At 45.6% G+C, this 26,175-nt stretch carries 22 protein-coding genes and 2 tRNA genes; 5 read left to right on the top strand and 19 right to left on the bottom strand.

Going from position 1 to position 26,175, the window contains the following annotated elements; genetic code table 11:
• The first annotated feature begins 268 nt into the window (after positions 1-268).
• The 3 genes from K5Q92_RS05610 to K5Q92_RS05600 are packed head-to-tail and all read left to right on the top strand — an operon-like array spanning position 269 to position 2,758.
• Positions 269-1,243, top strand: coding sequence for a ParM/StbA family protein (locus tag K5Q92_RS05610; RefSeq protein ID WP_000497807.1), 975 nt, complete (start codon positions 269-271; stop codon positions 1,241-1,243).
• 2 nt (positions 1,244-1,245) lie between these two features.
• Positions 1,246-1,515 (top strand): hypothetical protein, encoded by a 270-nt coding sequence (locus K5Q92_RS05605; protein ID WP_220768083.1) that lies wholly within the window; start codon positions 1,246-1,248, stop codon positions 1,513-1,515.
• A gap of 1 nt (position 1,516) precedes the next feature.
• The gene (locus tag K5Q92_RS05600) at positions 1,517-2,758 is read left to right on the top strand and encodes an integrase family protein (RefSeq protein WP_220768067.1); all 1,242 of its coding nucleotides are present in this window, start codon (positions 1,517-1,519) and stop codon (positions 2,756-2,758) included.
• Positions 2,759-2,769: 11 nt separating this feature from the next.
• Here K5Q92_RS05600 and K5Q92_RS24450 read toward each other — a convergent pair whose 3' ends face one another.
• The 3 genes from K5Q92_RS24450 to pnp form a co-directional block, all read right to left on the bottom strand.
• Complete coding sequence (locus K5Q92_RS24450; RefSeq protein ID WP_000127614.1) at positions 2,770-2,964, bottom strand: AlpA family transcriptional regulator; 195 nt, start codon at positions 2,962-2,964, stop codon at positions 2,770-2,772.
• An 818-nt stretch (positions 2,965-3,782) separates the two neighbouring features.
• Positions 3,783-4,676 (bottom strand): lipoprotein NlpI, encoded by an 894-nt coding sequence (gene nlpI / locus K5Q92_RS05595; RefSeq protein WP_220768066.1) that lies wholly within the window; start codon positions 4,674-4,676, stop codon positions 3,783-3,785.
• A 169-nt stretch (positions 4,677-4,845) separates the two neighbouring features.
• Complete coding sequence (gene pnp, locus K5Q92_RS05590) at positions 4,846-6,951, bottom strand: polyribonucleotide nucleotidyltransferase (RefSeq protein ID WP_220768065.1); 2,106 nt, start codon at positions 6,949-6,951, stop codon at positions 4,846-4,848.
• A gap of 202 nt (positions 6,952-7,153) precedes the next feature.
• On the opposite strand from pnp, the gene K5Q92_RS05585 reads away from it, so the two are divergent.
• A complete protein-coding gene (locus tag K5Q92_RS05585; RefSeq protein WP_220768064.1) occupies positions 7,154-9,196 on the top strand; it encodes a bifunctional diguanylate cyclase/phosphodiesterase in 2,043 nt (680 codons plus the stop codon).
• 136 nt (positions 9,197-9,332) lie between these two features.
• On the opposite strand, the gene rpsO is transcribed toward K5Q92_RS05585, so the two are convergent.
• The 14 genes from rpsO to rlmE all read right to left on the bottom strand — a co-directional run bounded on the left by rpsO (position 9,333) and on the right by rlmE (position 22,701).
• Positions 9,333-9,602 (bottom strand): 30S ribosomal protein S15, encoded by a 270-nt coding sequence (gene rpsO, locus K5Q92_RS05580; RefSeq protein ID WP_220768063.1) that lies wholly within the window; start codon positions 9,600-9,602, stop codon positions 9,333-9,335.
• Between the two features lie 122 nt (positions 9,603-9,724).
• Entirely contained in the window at positions 9,725-10,672 is a 948-nt protein-coding gene (truB, locus tag K5Q92_RS05575) for a tRNA pseudouridine(55) synthase TruB (RefSeq protein ID WP_220768062.1), read from the bottom strand.
• On the bottom strand, positions 10,672-11,097 hold the full coding sequence (gene rbfA / locus K5Q92_RS05570; protein ID WP_220768061.1) for a 30S ribosome-binding factor RbfA: 426 nt from the start codon (positions 11,095-11,097) through the stop codon (positions 10,672-10,674). Before rbfA ends, truB begins: the two co-directional genes overlap by 1 nt.
• A 66-nt stretch (positions 11,098-11,163) precedes the next feature.
• A complete protein-coding gene (gene infB, locus K5Q92_RS05565; protein ID WP_220768060.1) occupies positions 11,164-13,851 on the bottom strand; it encodes a translation initiation factor IF-2 in 2,688 nt (895 codons plus the stop codon).
• A gap of 27 nt (positions 13,852-13,878) precedes the next feature.
• Entirely contained in the window at positions 13,879-15,378 is a 1,500-nt protein-coding gene (gene nusA / locus K5Q92_RS05560; RefSeq protein ID WP_220768059.1) for a transcription termination factor NusA, read from the bottom strand.
• A 27-nt stretch (positions 15,379-15,405) separates the two neighbouring features.
• Positions 15,406-15,861, bottom strand: a complete 456-nt coding sequence (rimP, locus tag K5Q92_RS05555; protein WP_202721855.1) for a ribosome maturation factor RimP — start codon at positions 15,859-15,861, stop codon at positions 15,406-15,408.
• Between the two features lie 162 nt (positions 15,862-16,023).
• Positions 16,024-16,100: transfer RNA gene (locus K5Q92_RS05550), tRNA-Met, on the bottom strand.
• 103 nt (positions 16,101-16,203) lie between these two features.
• Positions 16,204-16,289, bottom strand: a tRNA-Leu gene (locus K5Q92_RS05545).
• Positions 16,290-16,403: 114 nt separating this feature from the next.
• Entirely contained in the window at positions 16,404-16,739 is a 336-nt protein-coding gene (gene secG, locus K5Q92_RS05540) for a preprotein translocase subunit SecG (protein WP_220761661.1), read from the bottom strand.
• Position 16,740: 1 nt separating this feature from the next.
• Positions 16,741-17,523 (bottom strand): triose-phosphate isomerase, encoded by a 783-nt coding sequence (tpiA, locus tag K5Q92_RS05535; protein WP_202721857.1) that lies wholly within the window; start codon positions 17,521-17,523, stop codon positions 16,741-16,743.
• Between the two features lie 198 nt (positions 17,524-17,721).
• Positions 17,722-19,059: a phosphoglucosamine mutase gene (gene glmM, locus K5Q92_RS05530; RefSeq protein WP_220768058.1), complete on the bottom strand. Its 1,338-nt coding sequence runs from the start codon at positions 19,057-19,059 to the stop codon at positions 17,722-17,724.
• A gap of 98 nt (positions 19,060-19,157) precedes the next feature.
• Positions 19,158-20,000 (bottom strand): dihydropteroate synthase, encoded by an 843-nt coding sequence (folP, locus tag K5Q92_RS05525; RefSeq protein ID WP_374758440.1) that lies wholly within the window; start codon positions 19,998-20,000, stop codon positions 19,158-19,160.
• A gap of 58 nt (positions 20,001-20,058) precedes the next feature.
• Positions 20,059-22,002, bottom strand: a complete 1,944-nt coding sequence (gene ftsH, locus K5Q92_RS05520) for an ATP-dependent zinc metalloprotease FtsH (protein WP_220768057.1) — start codon at positions 22,000-22,002, stop codon at positions 20,059-20,061.
• 69 nt (positions 22,003-22,071) lie between these two features.
• Entirely contained in the window at positions 22,072-22,701 is a 630-nt protein-coding gene (gene rlmE, locus K5Q92_RS05515; RefSeq protein ID WP_202721861.1) for a 23S rRNA (uridine(2552)-2'-O)-methyltransferase RlmE, read from the bottom strand.
• A 93-nt stretch (positions 22,702-22,794) separates the two neighbouring features.
• On the opposite strand from rlmE, the gene yhbY reads away from it, so the two are divergent.
• On the top strand, positions 22,795-23,094 hold the full coding sequence (gene yhbY / locus K5Q92_RS05510) for a ribosome assembly RNA-binding protein YhbY (protein WP_202721862.1): 300 nt from the start codon (positions 22,795-22,797) through the stop codon (positions 23,092-23,094).
• 84 nt (positions 23,095-23,178) lie between these two features.
• Here the strand turns inward: yhbY and secF are convergent, their stop codons facing one another.
• On the bottom strand, positions 23,179-24,087 hold the full coding sequence (gene secF / locus K5Q92_RS05505; protein WP_220768056.1) for a protein translocase subunit SecF: 909 nt from the start codon (positions 24,085-24,087) through the stop codon (positions 23,179-23,181).
• A gap of 1 nt (position 24,088) precedes the next feature.
• Positions 24,089-25,903: a protein translocase subunit SecD gene (gene secD, locus K5Q92_RS05500; protein WP_220768055.1), complete on the bottom strand. Its 1,815-nt coding sequence runs from the start codon at positions 25,901-25,903 to the stop codon at positions 24,089-24,091.
• Positions 25,904-26,175 lie beyond the last annotated feature (272 nt).

Below are 26,175 nucleotides of genomic sequence, written 5' to 3'. Positions count from 1 at the left end.
CGAGTTCAGGCCAGAATGCAAACGACGTTTGGCGTCTCGATTTTTTTGGCTCAGTCATCCGCCGCCAAACAGAGCCTATTCTCATACTTTTGCGAAAATGCAATAGGCAGATAGATGAAAGGATTTGTCACCTTTCTACCCACCGCCAGTGCACCGAATCCTGATAATGACATTTGAGTGAACCGCCAGAGCACTTGGAATAGCCCAAGCATGGCCAGTGCGGTTGATTGAAAACCGTTAGAGCACTTTGAGTGCACAGGAGATAAGTATGTTTGTACTAGGCGTAGATATCGGTTACTCAAACCTGAAGCTGGCAATTGGCCAATCAGGCAGTGAACCGAAAACCATTATTCTACCTGCGGGTGCCGGTCCAGCGGATCGTATGCCGGAGCGTATCGGTGGAGGCGATGATGAAACTTGTTTGTATGTGTCTGTCGATAATGAGCGCTGGGCCGCTGGTGTGCCTGCTGGACGCCTTCAAGGCTGGGAACGAGAGCTTCACCCGGAATATCCCACCACAAAAACCTATAAGGCACTTTTTCATGCCGCCTTGTTAATGGCTGAAACAGAATCCATCGATTTGGTTGTCACTGGATTACCGGTTTCCCAGTTTCATGAACCACAACGTAAGTCTGACCTTGTGCAGCGTTTAAAAGGTGTCCATCAAGTGACGCCTAAGCGCAGCATCACCGTTCATGACGTCAAAGTGCTGCCGCAGCCTGCCGGTGCCTATATGGATCTGGTTCAAACAGGTGGAGATTTGGGCTTGATTGAAGAAGGTCGCGTCGTCGTCATAGATCCCGGCTTTTTTTCTGTTGACTGGGTTGCCCTTGAGGCCGGAGAAATTCGCTACAGCTCATCAGGAACCAGTCTTCAGGCAATGTCCGTGCTACTGGAAACGATTGATAAGCTGATTTCGGAAGATCACGGTGCCAAAGTGGGTATGGATCGACTTGAAAAAGCCATGAGAACCGGCGACTTACAGGTGCTGCTATTTGGTGAAAAAGTCGATATTTCACCTTATCTGAATGCCGCCATGAAAAAGGTAGCGCCTGTTGCTCTTACAGCCATGCGCCAATCTATGCGTGACGAAAGCATTAATGCGGACTTGGTATTGATCGCCGGAGGTGGAGCTTTGGCTTATAAGGAAGCGGCCAAGGAGATTTTTTCACGAAGCAAGATCATCGTGCCGGAACAGTCTGTTTTGGCGAACGTCCGAGGCTTCTGGTTTTATGGAGCCTGATCATGAGAGTTGTCGTCAACATTCCCCCAGGGAGCCACCCTGAACTACTCAAAGAATTAGAAAAGACGCCGCCACGGGAACGCGCTGAGCGTCTGCGAATGCTGGCCACCTTTGGGTTAATTCACATGAGCCAACCCAATCTATCCTCGACATCTGTACCGGTGGATGGCTTTGCACCAGATGGTGAAGTGACTTCTATGAGTACAGCGCCAGAACCCAAAGCAGAATCACGTAAACAATCATTAAAATCAAAACTAGGGCTGGGCTTATAACATGGCGTTATCAGTTAGCTGGCTCGATGCCAGGTTAAATAAAGAAGCAAAAGAAACCGTAGTAAAAGCCGACCGAGATGGGCTAAGTGCTCGGGTATCGCCCAAGGGCAAAATTGTTTTTCAGTTTCGTTATCGTTTCGATGGCAAGCAACAGCGGGTAGACATAGGTACTTACCCACTTATGAAGCTTGCTGAAGCCAGGAATGAGCTGGATAGGTTAAGGGCAGTACTTGATCAAGGCCGAAACCCTAAGCTCTACCTACAGCAGGAACGGGCTAAGTATTCTGCCAACCAAAGCTTCGAATCGATTTTTCGAGACTGGATAGACTCTGCCGGTAAGCAAGGACTAAAGGAGAAAACGTGGCACTTCCAAAAACGTAGCAGTGAAATATATTTGCTGCCCCGACTTGGCAAGTATCCATTAACTGACATCAATGAATTGTCCTTAAGAAACTGTCTTCGTGAGGTTTCGGAATCGTCTCCGTCAAACACAGAGCGCCTAGTGTCTGTACTGCATAAGTTCTATGACTGGCTGATTGATGAACAAATCTTGGAAATTAACGCTGCTGCTGGGATCACAGCAAAAAAGGTTGGCGGTAAGAAAGGCAAACGAACTCGGGTGCTAAATGACAACGAGATCAGGATACTTTGGCGCTATTTGCATGAGTCAAAAATCACTGAGAAGAATCGCATCTACATAAAGCTGCTTCTGCTATTGGGCGGTCGCAAGGGCGAACTCATTCAAGCTGAAAAGCATCACTTTGATTTGCAATCAGCAATGTGGACAGTGCCTATAGAGATCCGCAAACAAGGTGAGAAAATTGGAGCGCCAATCATGCGGCCATTGATTAGGCCTGCTATTGAGCTGATTGAACTGGCGATGCAGATGAGTAAATCAACTTACGTGTTTCCCGCTAACGGACAAGAAGAGCTTGCCACAAATGGCTTTGATACCACTATTCCTAACAATGTGAAAATCTGGGCTCGCAGGTCGCTTGGTATTGAGATGGAACACTGGTCTATGCATGATCTTCGCAGAACGATGCGAACGCGAATGTCAGCCATCACCACGCAAGAAGTTGCCGAGTTGATGATTGGCCACAGCAAAAAAGGGTTGGATGCTATCTACAACCAATATCAGTACCTGGATGAAATGCGTCATGCTTACGACGTTTGGTATCAACAGCTAGAGACCATCATCGAGCCGACAGGCTTTCCGTTCAACTGGCGTTTCGGACAATAAAAGAAAGAGGCTCAGTCCTCTTTCTTCTCATACTCTTCTAGGTCTTCAATGTGCCAAAGCTTGTTTCGTGTATTTCGGTTGATACGAGGTTGCGGCAAGCTGCCATCTTTTATTCTTCGCCAGAGCGTCGTATAGCTTATGTGGTAACGAGCCATCACTTCGTAAGATGTTAGAAAAGGGGTTACCTGGTGCGCTACTGCTGTCATCTGCATTCTCCTGAAAATCAATGTAAAGCTATCATCGCCTGATTCATCACTTGTTGATGGTCAGAAAGATGCATGATTTGTTCAGAAGATCAGCCTTATCAAAACACAAATGTTGCTATTAGGTACTTTTCAGCTCAAAACTATGAATAACAAGGGCTACAAGGCGGTTTGTGTCATGAAGAGCAATCAACACGCCTAACGAGAAAAATTTGTACACACTGTTTGTACACTCGCAACGATGACACACCAAAAAACACAATGACGAACCCTTTAAATTCATAAGCTTATAAACAAAAAACTAGAGATGATCGCATTTATTCCGCTTTTGTAATGTCGAAACCAAAGTATCAAAAGCAGGAGGTACTTTCTTCATCAAACCCAGTAACCACAAGGCCTACAGCCAGATTTGTGTCATGGAATTTTCGCCAAAGGCCTTTAAAACGGAATTTGTACTCAAGTTTGTACACACTTTCCGAGGTTACGCTTGAACATCATTGAAAAGCAAAGAAACGAGAAAAAGACAAAAAGCCTTTAAATTCAGTACGTAGAGATGTGATTGTGGTGTGCAATGAAAGGTGGTTTTAAGCGTTGAAAGGCTGGGCGGCATCAGGGTGCGAGATGATGGCAAAAGTGCGACGTTTGTCGACCTCAACTTTATAGCCTGACATGTTTACCTGTAATTCTGGGAGTTCACAAAGGCCGCAATTATAGCCGCTCACCTACGTTTTAGCTACCACATCGGGTGCATCGGCATCTATTTGTAAAGCCAGCGAATAAAAAAGCCTCCGAAGGGAGGCTTTAATGCGCGTTGATTAACTTTAGTTTGTAGCCATATTTAAAGCTTCATTGGTTTTAGCAAGCTCAAGCCTCGCGTAACGATGCTCAACAAAATCATAGATATTTGTCGCCAATGCTAATCTAAAGTAATTAGCCGCCTCGGCATTATCACCCCGTTTTTGCGCAATCTTTGCCATATAGAAGTAGGCTTCACAAAGGCGCTCAGCATATTCATTAGGGTGCTTTAGCCCCTCTTTCGCGAGTTTGAATATCTCTTCCTTAGTCTTTTTCCCTAAGTAAAAATCGACTAAAGCCGTAGACCATACATTAGCCTGTAAATTCTGACGGTTTTCAGCCAGCTTCAGCTGTGCAGCTTGCTCGTCAATTTCACGCTCTGCTAAATAGAGCCACAATACTCTATATCCATCAGATGGGTCTCGGTTGTAAAAGGCATTCATATCCGATACGGCAAGCTCCATACGCTCACCATAATAGAGTGAAATCCCGCGGTTCAAGTAGGCATAGTCGTAATCAGGTGATAGCTCTAATACAGCATCGAATGCTTCATAGGCGCTTTCAAACTCACTTTCCTGAGTGTAATAGATCCCAAGAAAGTTATAAGCATCAGCTAAGTTAGGCTGCAACTTTAATGCTTGGTGAAAATCGATACGACTCAATATACGCAGGCCGACACGATCATAGATAACACCGCGGTCGTAATGAAAACGCGCACGCTGCTCAGGTGTTAACTCCACTGAAGCCAAAATTTCATTCAACTTAGCTAAGGTAATTTCCAATTTATAATCGGGCGAAACAGGGGCAACCCTTATCGATGTTTGTTGTTCACTATCGGACTGAGTGGACACACATCCTGTCAACAGCATACTTACACTTGCCACAGCCACTACCACGGCAGCTCGTATCTTTTGATTCATCCATTTAACCTTTTGAGTTCGCCAATAGCACCAATCATAGCAACCCCTTATCACGACTGCTATCAAGGAATTGAAAATAATCAAATTAGCGAAGATTAATTGATCAACTTTAATTTGTACGCATAAAAAAAGGAGGCCAAAGGCCTCCTCTTTAGTAAAGTGCTGGTGCTTACTCAGCTGCAGGCGCTTCGGCTTTAGGTGTCGCTTCTTTCATAGAAAGACGTACACGGCCTTGGCGGTCAACTTCCATCACCTTAACTTTAACTTCTTGACCTACTTCTAGGTAGTCAGACACGTTCGCAACGCGCTCTTCAGCGATTTGAGAAATGTGTACTAGACCATCTTTACCAGGAAGAATCGTTACGAATGCACCGAAGTCAACGATACGAACGACTTTACCGTTGTATACAGAGCCAACTTCAACTTCAGCAGTGATCTCTTCGATACGACGGATAGCTTCTTTAGTCGCTTCACCATTTGCAGAAGCAATCTTCACTGTACCGTCATCTTCAAGCTCAATCGTAGTACCAGTTTCTTCAGTTAGTGCACGAATAGTAGCACCACCTTTACCGATAACATCACGGATCTTCTCTGGGTTGATCTTAAGAGTCGTGATACGTGGAGCGTGGTCAGAAATATCTTCACGGTGACCAGAGATAGCTTGATCCATAACATTTAGGATATGAACACGCGCACCATAAGCTTGCTTTAATGCGATCTGCATGATCTCTTTAGTGATACCTTCGATCTTGATATCCATCTGCAGAGCAGTAATACCGTCGCGAGTACCCGCTACTTTAAAGTCCATGTCACCAAGGTGATCTTCATCGCCTAGGATGTCAGAAAGAACTACGAAATCATCGCCTTCCTTAACTAGACCCATTGCAATACCAGCAACAGAAGTCTTAATTGGTACACCAGCATCCATAAGTGCTAGAGAAGTACCACAAACTGACGCCATAGAGCTTGAACCGTTAGATTCAGTGATCTCAGATACAACACGAACGCTGTATGGGAACTCTTCAGCTGTCGGCATAACAGCGTTGATACCACGCCATGCTAGCTTACCGTGACCAATTTCACGACGCTTTGGCGAACCAACCATACCCGTTTCACCAACAGAATATGGAGGGAAGTTGTAGTGCAACATAAAGCGGCTAGTTTGCTCGCCCATGATGCTATCGATCTTCTGCGCGTCACGCTCTGTACCAAGTGTACAAGTTACTAACGCCTGAGTTTCACCACGAGTAAATAGTGAGCTACCGTGAGTACGTGGAAGTACGCCAGCCATCACGTTAAGTGCACGAACCATATCTGGTTCACGGCCATCGATACGAGGGTTACCAGCGATGATTCGGCTACGAACCACTTTCTTCTCTAAGCTACCAAGTAGGCCGTCAATTTCACGCGTATCCGCATCTGGGTTTTCAGCCAGAATTGCTTCTTTAGCTGCTGACTTAACAACGCCAACTTGAGCGTAACGATCTTGCTTAACTTCAATTTGGTAAGCTTCAGTTAGACCAGCTTCTGCCAACTCTTTGATCTTAGCGACAAGCTCTTCGTCTTGTGCTGGTGCTGACCAGTCCCATACAGGCTTGTTAACTTCAGCTTGTAGCTCTTTAATTGCTTGAATAACAACTTGTTGCTGTTCATGACCATAAACAACCGCACCTAGCATAACTTCTTCAGGCAGTGCGTTTGCTTCAGACTCAACCATAAGTACAGCGCTTTCAGTACCTGCAACAGATAGCTCTAACTGGCTATCAACAAGCTGCGTAACAGTTGGGTTAAGGATATATTCGCCATTTACATAGCCAACACGAGCTGAACCTAGTGGACCATTAAATGGAATACCAGAAATAGATAGTGCAGCAGAAGTACCAATCATAGAGATAACTTCTGGGCTGATTTCAGGGTCAACAGAAACAACTGTAATGATAACCTGAACTTCGTTCTTGAAACCGTTCGGGAATAGTGGACGGATTGGACGGTCGATTAGACGTGCAGTTAAGGTTTCGCCTTCAGATGGACGACCTTCACGCTTAAAGAATCCACCTGGGATCTTACCTGCTGCGTATGTTTTTTCCTGGTAATTAACGGTTAGCGGGAAAAAGTCACGGCCTGGCTCTTCAGCTTTCTTGCCAACAACAGTAACCAATACCGTTGTATCACCCATACTTGCCAAAACAGCAGCATCTGCTTGACGCGCAATAACACCGGTCTCTAGAGTGACCGTATGCTGACCATATTCAAAACTCTTTACGATTGGATTCACGTGAACCATTCCTTAATATTTAATTACCTTAATTACGCGCGTAAGTATACTGCAAGTTTATTCAATAGATAAAGAGAATAGATTGATGACAAAGCACAATCTTTTCTCTAAAGTGGATCAACTCGTCAATAGCGAAGGTAACCTTAGCTGGTCACAAACGAGTGAAACAAACCTAAACCATTGATATAAAGGAAGAGAGTTGATGAAGGAGAGTTTCAAATCGCTCACATGGAAGCAAACAGTTTTGCTCGTTTCTTCCACTTTATTTTTTGCTGTTGCGATCTTTTTAATTGAAATTTTTCTACTCGTCACCGATACACGTGAGGAGCTTAGCCTGACCCAACTTGAGCTAATCGACTCCTTTGAGCAACCAGCGATAAATGCCATCTGGGCCCTAGATGACCTACTCGCCGCTCAAACCATTCAAGGGATTTTGAAAGTCAAACATGTTAGCTCCGCATTGTTAGAACTCGAAGATGGCAGCCGCTTCGTCTCAGTTAATAATGGTGCGCCAGCCACCAATCCAGAGTTTTTCATCAAGGTCAGCTCGGAGCTATTTGGCGATCTAAAAGAGGTTTCTCGGTCCCTTTATCGACCTTTCTATACCGACGCTAATGGAAATAAAGAGCTTATTGGCACCTTAACTGTGTTTTATGATACTCAGGAACTCACAAGCGCTTTAATTTCTAGCCTTAGATTTAGCCTTTGGGCTACACTCGCCCGCGCTTTTCTACTGACGTTAGTGCTTTCCGTTGTTTTTCATCGCTTCCTTACCCAGCCTATTGCCAAAATAAGCGAGGCTATCGACAAAATTGATCCTGAGTCTCCAGCGAAAAATCTACTTCCCGTAACTCGCTCCCATAGCAACGATGAGCTTGGTGTCGTTATCTCAAAGCTTAACCAAATTTTGGCGCAGTTCGACACAACCCAAAATAAGTTGCGCAAAATGGCCACCAGAGACGCGCTAACAGGCTTACCTAATCGTACTCTACTACTAGAAACTATCACGGTAACCATTCAAAGAGCCAAGCTTCAAGAGTGCCGATTTGCTCTGCTGTTTATTGACTTGGACAGGTTTAAGAATGTCAATGACTCGCTTGGGCATGATATAGGTGACCAGTTCTTAGTACGTATAGCGCGTAACCTAGAAATAGCCGTTGGCCAGTCTGGAACTGTTGCAAGGTTAGGCGGAGACGAATTTGTGGTACTTGCAGATAGTATTGAATCGCCTAACCATGCCGCCGAACTTGTCGATAAATTACTCAATCAGCTCAATATTCCTATGCAACTTAATGAGCATACAGTCCACCCAGCAGCCTCTATTGGTATTGCGATTTATCCCGATGACGGCCTACGGGCAGAAGATCTCATTCGTCACGCCGATATCGCCATGTATAGCGCCAAGGCAGCGGGGTCAAATCAATGGGCCTTCTTTAAGCCACAGATGACAGAGCGTGCTGCCGTGCGATTACGCACTGAAGCCTCGCTGCATGATGCGCTGGAAAACAGTGAGTTTTTACTACACTTTCAGCCAAAACTCGATCTAAAAAGTGGAAAGGTGGTTGGTTGTGAAGCGTTAATCCGTTGGCAAAAGGACGGCCGCCTTATTAGTCCAGCCTCTTTTATTCCTGTTGCTGAAGAGACTGGGATTATCATCCCCATTGGCCGCTGGGTAATAGAGCAGAGCTGTAAGACCATTCAGCAGTGGAAAGCTAAATATAACCTTGCCATGCCAATTGCGATTAACGTCTCCTCCCAACAGTTCCAAGACGCAAGCCTGGTACCGGATATAAAACAGGCGGCACTACGCTACCAAATAGCGCCAGAACTATTAGAGATTGAGATAACTGAAACGTCTTTAATGAATGATATTGAGAGTGCAATCATTAAGCTAAATCAATTAAAGGCCGCGGGATTCGGCATCGCAGTAGATGATTTTGGTACAGGTTACTCTTCTCTGTCTTATCTGCGTCGCTTGCCGATAAATACCATGAAAATCGATCGCGGCTTTGTATCTGATCTACCGCAAGAGAGTGCCATAGCATCGACTATTTTGATGTTAGGAAAACAGCTGGATTTGAGCATTGTCGCAGAGGGAATTGAAAATGAGCAGCAACTCGAATGGTTGCAAAAACGCGGCTGCGAGATAGGCCAAGGTTTTTACTTTAGTAAGCCTTTAGCAATAGAGTCCTTTGAAGCAAATTATCTCGCTGCAACCCCTAATGCCCGAGAAACGATTAGCTGATATAGCGCATCACCAAGGTTATAGTCGTAAGCCATACAGGCTCAATAGACATCGGCGAACACGAAAGAAATAACGAGCATGAAACAGGCACAAAAAAAGGAGGCATAGCCTCCTTTTAATAGATCAGACGTTAAAATTAACGACGTAGACCTAGTTTCTTGATTAGTTCTTGGTAACGAACGTTTTCAGTACGCTTTAGGTAAGCTAGAAGCTTACGACGAGAGCTAACCATACGCAAAAGACCACGACGTGAATGATGATCATGGATGTGCTCTTTGAAGTGACCTTGTAGGTGGTTGATTTGTGCAGTTAACAATGCAACCTGAACTTCAGTAGAACCAGTGTCGTTTTCACAACGGCCGAATTCAGCCAAGATTTGTGCTTTTGCTTCAGTACTTAGTGACATTTCTATCTCCAAAATATTTCATTAAAATTCTTTAGCCGATCACTAACTCAGCCAAAGGGGCGCGCCATTCTACCTATTTAGACTTTAGGTAGCAAGCTTATTGTCGGATTACCCCCCCACAATTAGTCTTGTTGCTCCCTTAATACAATAAGGCGCTTAGGAGCCAGTAATCCATCATCGTTCATTTGACCAATACCAACAAACTGATGCGCTTCACCTATGGTGATCCGCACTAATTCATCGACAGGTAGGTTAGCCACCTGAACTGGATTACCGTTCATCAGGTAAGTCGCTAGCTCATCAGAGACATTCACCTCTTTAAAGCCACTTACCGCTGTATCCATAGGTAACAGAAGCGGATCTAACACCTCTGTTAACGGTAATGATTCCGCCTCAGCCTTGGCAACTAGCTCTTCGAGCTGCTTGAGCGACACCATCTTGTCGTATGGGTAGCCCGCAACCTGAGTACGACGCAGCATGATGACATGTGCGCCACAGCCTAACATCTCACCTAAATCATCGGTGATAGTGCGGATATAAGTGCCCTTTGAACAATGAATGTCTAAGGTTAACTCATCACCTTCAAGGCTAATAAAGTTAAGCTCAAACACATTGATTGGGCGCGCCTCTCGAGGAACTTCAATTCCTTCGCGGGCATACTTATACAAAGGCTGGCCTTGGTATTTCAATGCAGAATACATTGAGGGAACTTGCATCGTCTCACCGCGAAAATGTTCCAGAGCTGCATCTAACTGCTCTTGAGTGAAGTTAACTTCTCTCGTTTGAACAACTTCACCGTCCGAATCACTCGTATCGGTACGTTGACCAAGCTTAGCCGTCACTAAATAACGCTTATCAGCATCGAGTAAGTGCTGTGAGAACTTCGTCGCCTCACCCAAGCAGATAGGTAACATACCCGTAGCTAGCGGATCCAGAGCGCCGGTATGACCTGCTTTATTTGCATTAAAAAAGCGCTTTACTCTTTGTAGAGCAAAGTTTGAGCTCATGCCGGTGTCTTTATCTAACAGTACAATACCGTCGATAAAACGGCCGCGAGAACGACGTGCCATTATTTGTCGCCCTCTTCCTTGCTGTCTTGCTCTGCATCAGACTCGATGCCATGTTGCTTCTGCTTGGCTTCATCATTACTGATAACACGGCTAACAAGGTTAGACATACGCATACCTTCAACGAGTGAGCTGTCATAGATAAAGCGTAGCTCAGGCATAACGCGCAGCTTCATACGGCCTGCAACAAGTGAGCGGATATAACCCGCTGCTGCTTCTAGTGCCTCGACTTTCTGCTCGACTAACTTTGGATCTTCTTCGAAGAAGGTCACATAAACTTTTGCGTAGTTTAAATCGCGAGAAACGTCTACATCGTTAACAGTGACAAAGCCGATGCGTGGGTCTTTCATATCACGCTGAAGCACAACCGCTAGCTCTTGCTGTAGTTGCTGTGCAATACGGCGTGTACGACTAAATTCTTTTGCCATAATATTTTGCCATCTAATCAAAAAGTAAGGGCGGCTAACGCCGCCCCCATAAGTACTGAGACAGGTTTACAATGTACGTGCTATCTCAACGGTCTCGAAGACTTCAATCTGATCGCCAACTCTGACGTCATTATAGTTCTTCACACCGATACCACATTCCATGCCGTTACGAACTTCGTTAACGTCATCTTTAAAGCGACGAAGTGATTCAAGCTCACCTTCGTAGATAACGATGTTGTCACGTAGTACGCGAATTGGTGCGCTACGCTTAATGGTACCTTCAGTAACCATACAGCCAGCAATTGCACCAATCTTAGGTGATTTAAACACGTCACGAACTTCAGCAAGACCAATGATCTCTTGTCTGAATTCTGGTGCAAGCATACCACCCATTGCGTCACGAACTTCATCAATTAACTGATAGATGATGCTGTAGTAACGTAGGTCAACACTTTCGCTATCTACAACTTTACGCGCCTGTGCATCAGCACGAACGTTAAAGCCGACCATAATAGCGTTAGACGCTGCAGCTAGGCTTGCATCAGTCTCGGTTAAACCACCTACACCGCGAGCAATAATATTCACTTTAACTTCGTCAGTCGATAGTTTATCTAGTGAATCAGCAATCGCTTCAAGTGAACCTTGAACGTCGGCTTTAAGTACCAAGTTAAGTTCTTTAACTTCGCCTTCAACCATGTTGGCAAACATGTTTTCAAGCTTAGACTTCTGCTGGCGAGCCAACTTAACGTCACGGAACTTACCTTGACGGTATAGTGCAACTTCACGTGCTTTACGCTCGTCGCGTACAACGGTCGCTTCGTCACCCGCTGATGGCACACCCGATAGACCTAAGATCTCTACAGGGATAGATGGACCCGCTTCAGTGATAGACTTACCGTTCTCATCTTTCATTGCACGGACTTTACCGTACTCTAGACCACACAGAACGATATCGCCTTGCTTCAAGGTACCTTCTTGTACAAGTACTGTTGCAACTGGACCACGGCCTTTATCTAGCTTAGATTCAACAACAACACCCGCAGCCATACCTTCACGAACAGCTTGCAGCTCGAGCACTTCAGCTTCAAGAAGAATACCTTCTAGTAGCTCATCGATACCTTGACCAGTCTTAGCTGAAACGTGAACAAACATGTTGCTTCCGCCCCAATCTTCAGACATTACGCCGTGCTGAGATAGCTCAGACTTCACGCGATCTGGATCTGCTTCTGGCTTATCGATCTTGTTCACAGCAACAATCAGTGGAACGCCACCGGCTTTTGCGTGTTGAATCGCTTCGATTGTTTGAGGCATAACACCATCGTCAGCCGCAACAACTAGAATTACGATATCGGTAGCCTTAGCACCACGAGCACGCATTGCTGTAAATGCAGCGTGACCAGGGGTATCTAAGAAAGTGATCATACCGTTGTCGGTTTCAACGTGGTATGCACCGATGTGCTGAGTAATACCACCCGCTTCACCTGAAGCAACTTTCGCACGGCGAATGTAATCAAGTAATGAAGTCTTACCATGGTCAACGTGACCCATAATGGTAACAACTGGTGCACGAGGCTCAACCTTAACGTCACCGTTACGGTCAGCAAGTACTTGGTGCTCTAATTCGTTTTCACGAGTTAGAATTACCTTGTGGCCCATCTCTTCAGCAACAAGCTGAGCAGTTTCTTGGTCCAGTACTTGGTTAATCGTCACCATAGAGCCCATCTTCATCATCTGCTTGATGATTTCAGTGGCTTTGATAGACATCTTAGAAGCAAGCTCTGCAACAGAAACCGTTTCACCGATGCTTACGTCAGCTTTAACTACTGCTGCAGGCTTAGTGAACGCGTGATCCATTGACTCAGGAGCAACACTACGGTTGTTACGAGCGTTACGTGGGTTACGGCTATCACGACGGTTGTCTTTACCACCGCGCTTACCTTTACCTTTACCCATAGGGCTACCGCTATTGGCATCGTTACCCGCTTTTGCTGCTGGCTTACGAGTACGACGACCACGCTTTTCAGCGTTTGCGTCAGCTGTATCTTCAGCCGCACGCGCTTCAGAAGATGTTGTCACGTGGTGATCAACACTCTTCTCAGCTTCTTTACGGGCTTTCTCTTCTTCAGCCCAACGCTTCTCGTTTTCTTCAGCTAAGCGACGCGCTTCTTCAGCGGCGGCGCGAGCTTCTTCGTCAGCCTTGGCTTTAGCAGCAGCTTCTTGTGCTGCTAATAACTTAGCTTCTTCAGCTTTAGCTTGTTTCTCGTCTGCAGTTTCTACAACAGGCTTAGCTACTTGAGCTTTCGCCTTTGCTTCGGCTTCTGCTTTAGCTTTAGCCTTTGCTTTAGCTTCTGCTTCGGCCTTGGCTTTCGCCTCAGCTTCTGCCTTTGCTTTCGCCTCGGCTTCTGCAGCAGCTTTCGCTTCCGCCTCAGCCTTAGCTGCTAATTCAGCTTCAGCCGCTGCGTCACGCTTAACGAAAGTACGCTTCTTACGCACTTCAACTTTAACGTCTTTTGATTGACCGCCGCTACCTGCAACGCTCAATGTCGAAACTGACTTACGCTGTAATGTCATTTTCGTTGGGGCAGAATCGCCACCATGCTGCTTCTTAAGAAAATCGAGTAGCTGCTGCTTCTCTGATTCAGAAACGGTATCCGTTGCAGTTTTCTTAATACCTGCTTGTGAAAACTGCTCGACCAAGCGTTCAGCGCTCTTCCCTACTTCTTTGGCCAATTTATCTACTGTAGTATCTGCCATCTATAAAACTCCCCTCTGTTGATCGACTTATGCTTCTTCGCCAAACCAACAGATATTACGGGCAGCCATAATTAGCTCACCTGCTTTTTCTTCTGTTAATTCTTCAATTTCGATCAAATCATCAATGCCTTGTTCGGCTAAGTCTTCAAGCGTAATAACGCCTTTGCTTGCCATTACGAATGCCAAGTGTCTATCTAGACCTTCTAACGCAAGAAGCTCTTCACTTGGTTCAGCACCGTCAAGTGCTTCTTCAGTCGCAAGTGCGCGAGTAGAGATCGCCGCTTTAGCGCGCTCTCTTAATGACTCAACGATATCTTCGTCGAATCCATCAATTTCTAGTAGTTCTGATTCTGGTACGTACGCCACTTCTTCAAGAGAAGTAAAGCCTTCATCAGAAAGCAGTTGTGCAAACTCTTCATCAACGTCTAGTGCTTGGATGAATAGATTCACCACTTTAGCGCTTTCAGCCTGATGCTTAGCTTTCATATCATCAACTGTCATTACGTTTAGTTCCCAACCAGATAGTTGAGTCGCTAGACGAATGTTTTGACCGTTACGACCAATTGCTTGAGCTAGGCTGTCTGCTTCAACGGCGATATCCATTGAGTGGTTGTCTTCATCTACGATGATTGATGCCACGTCAGCAGGAGCCATACAGTTAATCACGTATTGTGCTGGGTTATCGTCCCAAAGTACGATATCGACACGCTCACCACCAAGCTCGTTTGATACAGCTTGTACACGAGCGCCACGCATACCAACACATGCACCGATAGGATCGATACGACGGTCGTTTGACTTAACAGCGATCTTAGCGCGAGAACCTGGATCACGAGCTGCGCCCATGATTTCGATCATCTCGTCTTGAATTTCAGGTACTTCTACGCGGAATAGCTCAATCAGCATATCTGGCTTAGTACGAGTCAAGAATAGCTGTGCACCACGCGCTTCAGGACGCACAGAGTAAAGCAATGCACGAACACGGTCGCCAGGACGGAATGATTCACGTGAAATCAGATCTTCTTTAAACAGCACACCATCGGCATTGTTACCTAGATCAACAACAACGCTTTCACGGTTGCTCTTCTTAACAACACCAACGATCAATTCACCTTCACGGTCACGGAACTGATCGACAACCTGCGCACGCTCAGCTTCACGTACTTTTTGTACGATAACTTGCTTAGCTGTTTGAGTGGTGATGCGGTCAAATGCTACTGACTCAATCTCATCTTCGATGAAACCACCTAGCTCAACTTCTGGATCATCAAACTTCGCTGCTTCAAGCGTAATTTCACGGAATGGGTTCTCTAATGGAACACCAGCGTCTTCTACTACCATCCAGCGACGGAAAGTTTCATACGCACCTGTTTTACGATCAATAGCAACACGAACGTCGATATCACCTTCGTATTTTTTCTTGGTTGCTGTGGCTAGTGCAATCTCCAGCGCTTCGAAAATCTTCTCGCGCGGTACACCTTTCTCATTTGAAACCGCCTCAGCGACTAGCAGAATCTCTTTATTCATTGTCTTGCCTCGTTCACCTTGAATTCATCAAAACTTAGCGATTAAGTTGCCTTTACGGATATTATCCAAAGCAACGATCAGTTCGTTCCCATCTACCGACAGATTAAGCATTTGCCCATCAACGCCAGTAACGGTGCCTTTTAAATTACGACTGCCAGCTACTGGCATCGTTAATTGTACTTTTACGGTCTCCCCGATGTAGGCCTTGTACTGCTCAGCAGTAAACAGAGGTCTATCTACACCTGGAGAAGAAACTTCTAATGTGTATTCTGTGGAGATTGGATCTTCAACATCCATAACAGCACTAACTTGGCGGCTGGTTTCAGCACAATCTTCGATGAAGATGCCTTTTTCATTGTCTATATATAAACGCAAGATAGAATGCTTGCCTGCTTGAATATATTCCAAACCCCAAAGCTGATGCCCTAATGCTTCAACTGGCGCTTTGAGCATCTCTACCAGTTTGCGTTCTAATGTAGCCAAGGTTAACACCCCCAGAAAAACAAAAAAGGGCCTAATAGCCCCAGTACACGTCACACTCGGTGACAGTTTTATAAGTTCCAGATAACAAAAAACCCCGTAATGACGAGGTTGATATATCCAGAACCTGTAACAGTATAGAAATAAATTTCTTTACTGGGAAGCTGGTTGCGGGGGCCGGATTTGAACCGACGACCTTCGGGTTATGAGCCCGACGAGCTACCAAACTGCTCCACCCCGCGACAACTTGTGCAAGTATATTGAGAAACCTCGTCACTTGCAATAATAAAGGGCTCTTTAGCCTCTTTATTATCCTCGATTTCGTCATTAACGAAACCAGGGATTTGGTGCGGATGGAGGGACTTGAACCCTCACGAGCATAGCTCACCACCCCCTCAAGATGGCGTGTCTACCAATTCCACCACATCCGCATAAAACCGTGGTTTGACTGTATTTAATTAACTGCTACGTATAAGAGGTTAATAGCAGTTTTACAGTCGGTATCAATCGTTGTCGATTGATACCATCATAAGTTTCCTTATGAGTTAGTCAGGGATTTTGTCTTCTGACTTTTCAGCTTCTTGCTGAACTTGTTCTACAACTTGAGCTGCATCGCTTCCTAAATCGTCCCATGCACCTTCAGCTTTAGAGTGATTCGCACTTAGGTTACCGATAGTAAGGCTTAGTGCAAAAAACGCTACTGCTAGAATCGCAGTTGAACGAGTCAAAAAGTTACCAGAACCAGATGAACCGAACAGAGTACCTGAAGCACCGGCGCCGAAAGAGGCCCCCATGTCAGCACCTTTACCTTGCTGGATTAAGATCAGGCCAACTAGACCAATCGCAACCAACAAGTAAACAACCATTAGAACTTCATACATATTATGCGCTCATCGCTATCGTACATAAACTGAGAAATTCGGTAGCATTAAGGCTTACACCGCCAATCAAACCACCGTCTACATCAGGTTGAGCAAACAAGTCTGCTGCATTACTCGGTGTTACGCTACCACCGTACAAAATCCTGATATTTTCTCCGATAAATGGAGATACTTCAGAGAGGCGTTTGCGAATAAACGCATGAACTTCTTGAGCCTGCTCTGGCGTAGCGCTCTTACCTGTTCCCACTGCCCATAACGGCTCGTAGGCGATAATCGCGTTGTCAAAAGCCATGGTGCCATTCTTTTCGATGACCACATCTAACTCTTCAGCAATCACTTCAAAAGTGCGTCTTGCTTCACGAGCTGGACCCGACTCACCAACACATAATATTGGGGTCAAACCATGCTTCTGAGCGGCAGCAAATTTCTCTGCTACAATATTACTCGTCTCTCCGTACATACGGCGACGTTCTGAATGCCCGATAATAACATATCGACATCCTGAATCCTTTAACATCTGACCAGATATTTCACCAGTATAGGCACCGAAGTCATGTTGACTAAGGTTCTGAGTTCCCATTCTGACTAAGCAACCATTTAAGGTCTCTTTATTTTCATCTAGTAGCTGTCGAACACTCTCTAAGTAAATAGAAGGTGGACACAAGACCACTTCCACTGAATCATCTTGGAGCTTGGTAGCGAACTTTTTGAATAGCTCTTGCGCCAATTGCGCACTGCCGTTCATTTTCCAATTACCAGCAACCATGGGACGTCTAAGTGCCATTACTGTCTCCTTTGAAAGCGGCGTGAATAATAGCGAACCACTTATGAACTTACAATACCTAAAGGCGTTATTTTTTCATAATCTTGGCGAGAACGCGCACTTTTTACGCGACCACTATCCCAATGACACGATTAAACATCAATTTGCAGAATATTTAATCGCGACATAGCTTCAACACCGTTGTTAATCCATTAATTACTAAACTAAATTGCGTACTGCATCGGCAATATAATTAGCATATTCAGTTACTGCAACTTGGTCATCACCTTCAACCATCACTCGCAGTAGTGGTTCAGTACCCGACTTACGCAGCAATACTCGACCACGCGCGCCTAGCTTTTGCTCTACTTCAGCTTGCGCAGCGAGAACGACTTCAGAAGCTAACGGATCGCTGTCGCCTTCGAAGCGAACATTAACTAACACTTGCGGCAACATTTTAATATCCGCAGTTAACTCTTCAAGGGTGGCATTTTGGCGCTGCATAGCAGCCAACACCAAGATCCCCGCGACAATACCATCGCCAGTCGTACCATGATCTAAATTCAAGATATGACCTGAGTTTTCACCGCCGATACGCCAATCATGCTCTTTGAGTAACTCCATCACGTAACGGTCGCCAACTTTCGAGCGAACAAATGGAATATCAAGTGCTTGCAGTGCAAGATCTAGACCTAGGTTAGACATCAAGGTGCCAACCACACCACCGCGAAGCACACCACGCTTTTGTGCATCGCAAGCAAGAATATACAGGATTTCATCGCCATCGATGACTCGGCCATGACGGTTAACCATCATGATACGGTCACCATCGCCATCGAGCGCAATACCTAAATCGGCATTTTCAGCCAATACCGTTTCACAGATCTGCCCCATAGATGTCGCACCAACTTTATCGTTGATGTTCAATCCATTTGGCTTATCACCAATCGCAATGACTTCGGCGCCTAGCTCTTTAAATACACTTGGAGCGATGTGATATGTTGCGCCGTGGGCACAGTCAACCACAATCTTTAGTCCGCTAAGGGTCTGCTCAGCTGGAAAGTGGCTCTTACAGTATTCAATATAACGACCAGCGGCGTCATCGATACGGGCAACTTTACCTAGCAAGTGCGACTCTACGCAAGTTAACGTCTTTTCGAGTTCCGCTTCAATCTCAAGTTCGACGTCATCATCGAGCTTGCTACCGTCATTAGCGAAAAACTTAATGCCGTTATCATAATAGGGATTATGGGAAGCACTGATCACGATCCCCGCCTCGGCACGGAATGTACGTGTTAAGTATGCTACAGCAGGCGTTGGCATAGGACCAATCAGCATCACATCGAGGCCCGCAGCAGAAAGGCCAGCTTCTAGTGCAGACTCAAACAGGTAACCCGAGATCCGGGTATCTTTGCCTATGATCACCTTCTGGGTACCAGCACGAGATAACACACGACCTGCTGCCCAACCAAGCTTAAGCGCAAGCTCCGGGGTCATCTTACCTGCCCCTACCTTGCCACGAATACCGTCTGTTCCGAAAAATTGTCTTTGCTTCACTTGAACTCCAAACTCAATAATCAGGTAGATCTAAATCCATTGATTCTACCGTAAAAAATACTAACCCTAGCTGAACGGCTGGTCTGTAAAGCCCTGTGCTAAGCTAAAGTTTTAAAATTTTTGGCAGCGTCTAACACCGCTATCATGTCACAGGTCTCTTGTACGTCATGAACCCGCACTATCTGAGCACCCGCTTGTATTGCCAGCATATTACCAGCAAGTGTGGCACTTAATCTTTGTGATACCTCACGTCCAAGTAATTGACCGAACATGCTCTTACGGGATAATCCCGCAAGCACTGGTAAATTGAACGTGGAGAACTCAGCCATCCGATTGAGTAATTCATAATTATGAGCTAATGACTTACCAAACCCAAATCCAGGGTCTAGCACAATATGCTCTCGCTTTATTCCTGCAGCAATACAGGCATCGATTCGTTCACTGAAAAACGCACTGACATCACTTACCACATCATCATAATATGGCGCATCCTGCATGGTTCTTGGCTGCCCCTGCATATGCATCAAACATACTGGCACATTGAGCTTTGCGGCGGTTTCTAATGCTTCAGGCTCTTGCAAGGCTCTTACATCATTAATCAAATGAGCGCCGGCTCTAACCGCTGCCAACATGACATCGGCTTTACTGGTGTCGATAGAGATCCACACATCATGATTACGGCTAACATATTCAATTAGAGGCAACACACGTGCTAATTCATCATCAACCGACACATCTTTCGCACCTGGACGGGTAGACTCACCACCGATATCGATGATTTTTGCGCCCTGGGCCACCATTAAATCGGCTTGCTTGCAGGCTGTTTCAAATGATGAATATTCGCCACCATCAGAGAAGGAATCAGGCGTAACATTTAAGATCCCCATCACGACAGGAGAACTCAAATCAAGCAGGTTTTGACCGCTGGTTAATATAGACAAAATAAAGCTCCGTAAACAAGAAAACCCCTAGACGGGGTTTTCTTTATCAAACTAAAGATTACTTAGCTGGAGATTCGTCAGCATCACTGACATCTGGCTTCTCTTCTTTAGTTTCCTTGATCTCTTCTTTCTTCTCAGATGAAGTGTTATTGCTGTCACTGTCGTTAGACTGCTGATCCTTTTGCCATTCAGCAGGCATACGCACTTCACGACGAGCCATCAAGTCTTCGATCTGCTCAGAGTCAATAGTCTCGTACTTCATCAAGGCATCTTTCATTGCATGAAGAATGTCCATATTTTCAGTTAGGAAAGTATGGGCTCTGCCGTAGTTGGCATCGATAAGCATCTTCACTTCTGCATCGATAACGCGAGCTGTATCATCAGACATATGCTGAGATTTGCCCATGCTACGACCTAAGAACACTTCATTTTCATCTTCCGCGTAAAGTACAGGACCCAGCTTCTCAGAGAAGCCCCACTGGGTCACCATGTTACGTGCGATAGAAGTGGCATACTTAATGTCTTGTGACGCACCAGTAGATACTTTCTCGCTACCGTAAATCAAATCTTCTGCGATACGTCCACCGTAGGCAACTGAGATTTGACTCTCGAGCTTACGACGACTCTGACTGATAGCATCAGCTTCTGGCAGGAAGAAGGTCACACCAAGTGCGCGACCACGTGGAATAATCGTTACCTTATGCACAGGATCGTGCTCAGGCACCAAACAACCGACGATAGCATGACCAGCTTCATGGTAAGCGGTCATCTCTTTCTCTTCTTCCGACATCACCATGGTACGACGCTCTGCGCCCATCATGATCTTGTCTTTTGCACTTTCGAACTCTTCCATACCAACAACACGACGGCTGTTACGAGCCGCGAATAACGCCGCTTCGTTAACAAGGTTCGCAAGGTCAGCACCAGAGAAACCTGGAGTACCACGGGCGATGACACTTGCCTTAACGCCATCTGCCAAAGGCACTTTGCGCATATGAACTTTAAGAATTTGCTCACGACCACGCACATCAGGCAAGCCTACAACCACTTGACGGTCGAAACGGCCTGGACGTAACAGTGCAGCATCAAGTACGTCTGGACGGTTAGTCGCAGCGATAACGATAATACCTTCGTTACCTTCGAAACCATCCATCTCAACTAGCATCTGGTTAAGTGTTTGTTCACGCTCATCGTGACCACCACCCACACCGGCACCACGCTGGCGACCTACGGCATCGATCTCATCGATAAAGATGATACAAGGCGCAGATTTCTTCGCTTGCTCGAACATGTCACGCACACGAGATGCACCAACACCGACGAACATCTCTACGAAATCCGAACCAGAAATAGTAAAGAAAGGTACCTTAGCTTCACCGGCAATCGCCTTAGCAAGCAAAGTTTTACCCGTACCTGGTGGGCCAACAAGTAGTACACCTGTTGGAATACGGCCACCCAGCTTCTGGAATTTAGTCGGCTCTTTTAGGTAATCAACCAGCTCTTTAACGTCTTCTTTCGCTTCGTCACAACCAGCAACGTCACCAAAAGTCGTCTTGATCTGATCTTCGCTCATCAACTTGGCTTTACTCTTACCAAATGACATTGCGCCTTTACCGCCCCCGCCTTGCATCTGGCGCATAAAGAAAATCCATACACCGATAAGCAGTAGCATCGGGAACCAAGAGATAAAGATCTGGGTTAAGAAACCAGACTCCTCAGCCTCTTGTCCTTTCATCATGATGCCTTTACGGTCTAGATCGTTGATTAAATCAAGATCTGGCATCGGCATGATTGTGACAAACTTCTCGCCTGTAGTCGTTGTTCCTTCAATGGTACGCTGATCGCTTTTCACTTCGACAGTACTAATCTGTCCAGAGCGAACATCGTCTAAAAAGGTTGAATAATCCATCTTCTGCTTGGTAGAAGAAGAGGGGGAATAGCCCTGAAAAACTGACATCAACACAACGGCGATGACAACCCAGAGAATTAAATTTTTTGCCATGTCACTCAAATTACTCGACCTCTTTTAAAGTCTTTCGAAAACTAATGTTAGAGTACTTACGATAGATTACTATAACTTGTAACCTGTCGCCACAAGATAGACTTCACGAGAACGTGGTCTCGAAGAATCTGGCTTACGTGTTTTAACGGTTTTAAACGCCTCTTTAACCGCTTTCATATATTCATCAAAGCCCTCCCCCTGAAAGACTTTAACAGCAAAGCTACCATTAGGTGCCAACACTTGATGACACATATCTAACGCAAGCTCTACTAAATACATAGCGCGAGGCTGATCGACCCCACCTGAACCACTCATGTTTGGTGCCATATCGGATAATACAACATCAACCTTGGCATCGCCTACACGCGTGAGCAATGCATCTAGCACTTTCTCTTCACGGAAATCACCCTGTAGGAAGTCAACACCAACAATCGGGTCCATAGGTAAGATATCACAAGCAATAACTTTACCACTGTCTCCAGCCAATTTAACGGCAATTTGGGACCAGCCACCCGGTGCGGCACCTAAATCAACAACCGTCATTCCCGGACGAATGAGTTTATCTTTTTCCTGGATCTCTTCAATCTTAAAGGCCGCACGCGACCTTAAACCGCGCTTTTGCGACAGTTTGACATAGTGATCGTCGAAATGTTCCTGCATCCAGCGAGATGAACTGGCTGTTCGTTTTTTTCCTGACATTTAAAATCCGCAACAAAATTGAGAGTTACACAAAGACTATATAAGGGTAGAATAGCGGGTTTTCAACAGTAACTCAGCATAAAGTTGGTATAAATGAACTTAACAACCAAACAAAAACAGCACTTAAAAGGCTTAGCGCACAGTCTCAAGCCTGTAGTGATGCTTGGTGGCAACGGCCTGACTGAAGGAGTACTGGCTGAAATTGATAATGCACTTTCTCATCATGAATTGATTAAAGTGAAAGTAGCCTCTGGTGACAGAGAGCTTAAAAACGCTATCGTAGATGCCATTGTACGTGAAACTCAAGCTGAAAAAGTACAGCTTATCGGTCACGTCTTAGTACTGTTCCGTCAGTCTGAAGAAATGAAAATTGCTGTGCCTAAGGCAAAGTAATTAGCAAAGGCCTCTTTAAGAAGCCGTTGCAAGATAAATAAAAAGAGCCGCTGTTAATTCAGCGGCTCTTTTTTTATGAGCCTTTTATGGTGTTTCGCTTAAAGGCTCAACCATGTAATGCTCTGCACTCACCTTTAGGAATTCGGGTAAGCAAGTACCTACTGAAACTGACGAAATAGTTCCAATCATGATGCCAAGAAACATAGCAATGGAAAACCCCTGCAACGGTGCGCCGCCCATAATCCATAAGGCTGCAACGGTAAACAGGGTTGTACCGCTGGTAACCATGGTACGCGAGAAAGTTGCTTCCACTGCACTACTACAGATCTCATCAATCGCCATCTTAGGCTTGGCGATCAGAACTTCTCGAACCCTATCGGCAATCACGATAGAGTCATTCAAGGAGTAACCCAAAATAGCCAATACTGCAGCCAGAATCGTTAAATTAAACTCCATCTGAGTTAACGAGAAGAAGGCCAACACAAAGATGACATCGTGAAATAGGGCGAGTAGTGCGCCACTGGCAAGGCGCCACTCAAACCGAAAGCTCAAGTAAGCCAAAATACATAGCATTGCAGCAAGTAGCGCCAAGCCGCCCTGTTCTGCGAGTTCTTGACCAATTTGTGGCCCAACGATACTCGAGTTGAGCACTTGAACATCGTCAGTCAAAGGCGCCAATACCGTTTTAATATCCTGCGTCCCAGCATTGTCTACTTTGGCGTAACGCAAAATCCAACGACCAGGTTCGCCCGCGGAAATAACACTGACTTCCTGCTCAGATGTTTTTGCCAACAACTTGCTAATTTGCTCAGCCTTGATCTTGGGATCAAGTTTGACTTCAGTAACAATTCCGCCAGTAAAGTCTAGGCCCCAATTAAAACCATTAACCAAAATAATGCCAATAGATGAAAGCATTACAAGCACAGAGAAGATACTCGAGAGGTAACGTGCCTTAGTCAACTTGCTTAATTTACTCATGTTCTTAAGTTCCATATCACACCTTCACATTACGACTAAAGTTACGACCATATGCCCAGTTAACTAATGCTCTGGATGCAAATATTCCGGTAAACATACTGGTGAGTAGACCTAACCCTAGGGTTAACGCAAAGCCTTGAATGGGTCCGTTACCAATTGCGTAAAGCACCACAGCCGTTATCATGGTGGTGAAGTTGGCATCGACAATGGTTGAAAAAGCGCTATCGAAACCTCTGTCGATAGCATGAGCAAAACTTCTGTCCTCCTTTAGCTTATCTTTAATTCTCTCGAAAATTAGTACGTTGGTATCCACAGCCATACCGACTGTTAACACAAGACCCGCAATGCCCGGTAGAGTTAATACCGCGCCCGGGATTAATGCCATTAAGCCAAAAATAAGGATCATGTTGGCCACAAGCGCCACGTTTGCTATCCAGCCTAAACGGCGGTACCAAAGCCCCATAAACAATAAGGTCACCGCCATGCCTAAAGCCAACGCTGAGAAGCCATTAGTAATATTCTCCTCCCCAAGGCTCGGGCCGATAGTACGCTCCTCTACGATAGTCACTGGCGCAGTCATCGAACCAGCGCGCAGTAAGAGCGCTAACTGCTGCGCGGCGGCGTATTCTCCCACGCCAGTAATACTAAAGCGGTCACCCAGTTGTGACTGTATTGTCGCAATGCTGATCACCTCGGTGGTTTGTCTTATCTTACCTCTATCATCACGGCTATACTCGCTGTATGAGGTCGCCATTGGCTTACCTATATTGTCACGAGAAAAGTCTGACATCATGGCACCTCCCTCTCGGTCTAAATGGATCACCACCTCTGGTAGCCCCATCTCTCCAAGAGACGCTCTGGCATCGACGATATGTTCACCTCCTAGTACTGCGCGTCTGGCGACATAAACTGGCTGCCCCTGCTCATCTTTAAGAACCTTGGCATTGACTGACCCCGCCTGCTTCACTTGATAAAAAGCTAAACTGGCTGTCGCACCAATCACCGACTTAGCAGCTGCAGGATCTTGTACACCAGGGAGTTCGATGCGAATACGATGCTCTCCTTGACGCTGAACCACAGCTTCACTGATCCCAAGCTGCTCGATACGGCTACGCATAATCTGCAAGTTTTGCTTCACGGTTAGATCGCGAATGTTAATTTTTCCAGCTTCAGACAAGCCAACATTTAGAGATTGGTCGCCAGAATTAGTGATTTGCCAATTGGGATATTGAGACTTAATAAACTCTCTTACCGCCGCTCTTTGGGTTAAGTCTGTTGTTTTGATATTCACATGACCATCAACCTGCTCCTGAATCGTGACGCCATATAGCGACTGTTCACGTACAAATTGTCTAACAGACTCGATAAAGGTATTGGCCTGCAGCTTATAAACGGGGTCAATTTCAACATCGAGTAGAAACTGCACTCCACCTCGCAGATCCAGCCCCAATTTAATTGGGGAAAAACCAAGTGACAATAGCCAGTTAGGTGCTGCTGGCGCAAGAGTAAGGGTTAACTTAGCAGGATCTTCTACTTGGCTTACAAGTAAGGTCTTGAGCTTGCTCTGTTGTGAATTGTCGTCAAGCACGATCAGGGTTTGACCGCTAGCCTGATCGATGCGCTTGACGCTGATACCTTGTGATACCAACAGCTGGTGTAGCTCCAGGGGGTTAACCTTAAGACCCGCCTCATCGCTTATTTGCACTGCAGCATCCTCACCAAAGAATGTGGGTAATGCACTGAGTAGCATAATGGTTATAGTGACTACTAACAGCACATATTTCCATGCGCTGTAATGGTTTAAGATTGTCGGACTCTTGTTCTCTCTCATAATATTTGCTCTGTATATTGCCTAAGAACGCGATAATGACTTGCCATTAGTCCGGGGTTATTAACCCGTAAGAGTTGACTTGGGCACACGTAATATCGCGGTAATCGCTATCGAGAAGAGCCTGCTTTTAGTGACCTGCCTGGTCATGCTTAAAACAGCAAATAGTACTTACCAATGCGGTGCTAACTCATAAAAATAATGAGTGGGTAAACACACGGCTAAGCATGAAACCTATGTTTTAAAGGCAAAGTTTATAAAACCTTCCTTTAGCC

Origin of the sequence: Shewanella sp. MBTL60-007 (genome assembly GCF_019654915.1) — a bacterium.
Taxonomy (GTDB): Bacteria; Pseudomonadota; Gammaproteobacteria; order Enterobacterales; family Shewanellaceae; genus Shewanella.
The sequence above is the reverse complement of the archived record's forward strand: the minus strand, read 5'-3'. Positions and strand labels throughout refer to the sequence as shown.

Excerpts from the sequence above, each read along its gene's own strand:
- rpsO (WP_220768063.1), bottom strand. The coding sequence starts at position 9,602 with ATGTCACTAAGTACTGAAGCAAAAGCACAAATCTTGGCTGAATTCGGC.
- nlpI (WP_220768066.1), bottom strand. The coding sequence starts at position 4,676 with ATGAATCAAAAGATACGAGCTGCCGTGGTAGTGGCTGTGGCAAGTGTA.
- secD (WP_220768055.1), bottom strand. The coding sequence starts at position 25,903 with ATGAGAGAGAACAAGAGTCCGACAATCTTAAACCATTACAGCGCATGG.
- K5Q92_RS24450 (WP_000127614.1), bottom strand. The coding sequence starts at position 2,964 with ATGACAGCAGTAGCGCACCAGGTAACCCCTTTTCTAACATCTTACGAA.
- K5Q92_RS05585 (WP_220768064.1), top strand. The coding sequence starts at position 7,154 with ATGAAGGAGAGTTTCAAATCGCTCACATGGAAGCAAACAGTTTTGCTC.
- secF (WP_220768056.1), bottom strand. The coding sequence starts at position 24,087 with ATGGAACTTAAGAACATGAGTAAATTAAGCAAGTTGACTAAGGCACGT.
- K5Q92_RS05605 (WP_220768083.1), top strand. The coding sequence starts at position 1,246 with ATGAGAGTTGTCGTCAACATTCCCCCAGGGAGCCACCCTGAACTACTC.
- K5Q92_RS05600 (WP_220768067.1), top strand. The coding sequence starts at position 1,517 with ATGGCGTTATCAGTTAGCTGGCTCGATGCCAGGTTAAATAAAGAAGCA.
- ftsH (WP_220768057.1), bottom strand. The coding sequence starts at position 22,002 with ATGGCAAAAAATTTAATTCTCTGGGTTGTCATCGCCGTTGTGTTGATG.
- truB (WP_220768062.1), bottom strand. The coding sequence starts at position 10,672 with ATGGCACGTCGTTCTCGCGGCCGTTTTATCGACGGTATTGTACTGTTA.
- tpiA (WP_202721857.1), bottom strand. The coding sequence starts at position 17,523 with ATGGCACTTAGACGTCCCATGGTTGCTGGTAATTGGAAAATGAACGGC.
- secG (WP_220761661.1), bottom strand. The coding sequence starts at position 16,739 with ATGTATGAAGTTCTAATGGTTGTTTACTTGTTGGTTGCGATTGGTCTA.
- K5Q92_RS05610 (WP_000497807.1), top strand. The coding sequence starts at position 269 with ATGTTTGTACTAGGCGTAGATATCGGTTACTCAAACCTGAAGCTGGCA.
- nusA (WP_220768059.1), bottom strand. The coding sequence starts at position 15,378 with ATGAATAAAGAGATTCTGCTAGTCGCTGAGGCGGTTTCAAATGAGAAA.
- infB (WP_220768060.1), bottom strand. The coding sequence starts at position 13,851 with ATGGCAGATACTACAGTAGATAAATTGGCCAAAGAAGTAGGGAAGAGC.
- yhbY (WP_202721862.1), top strand. The coding sequence starts at position 22,795 with ATGAACTTAACAACCAAACAAAAACAGCACTTAAAAGGCTTAGCGCAC.
- rlmE (WP_202721861.1), bottom strand. The coding sequence starts at position 22,701 with ATGTCAGGAAAAAAACGAACAGCCAGTTCATCTCGCTGGATGCAGGAA.
- rbfA (WP_220768061.1), bottom strand. The coding sequence starts at position 11,097 with ATGGCAAAAGAATTTAGTCGTACACGCCGTATTGCACAGCAACTACAG.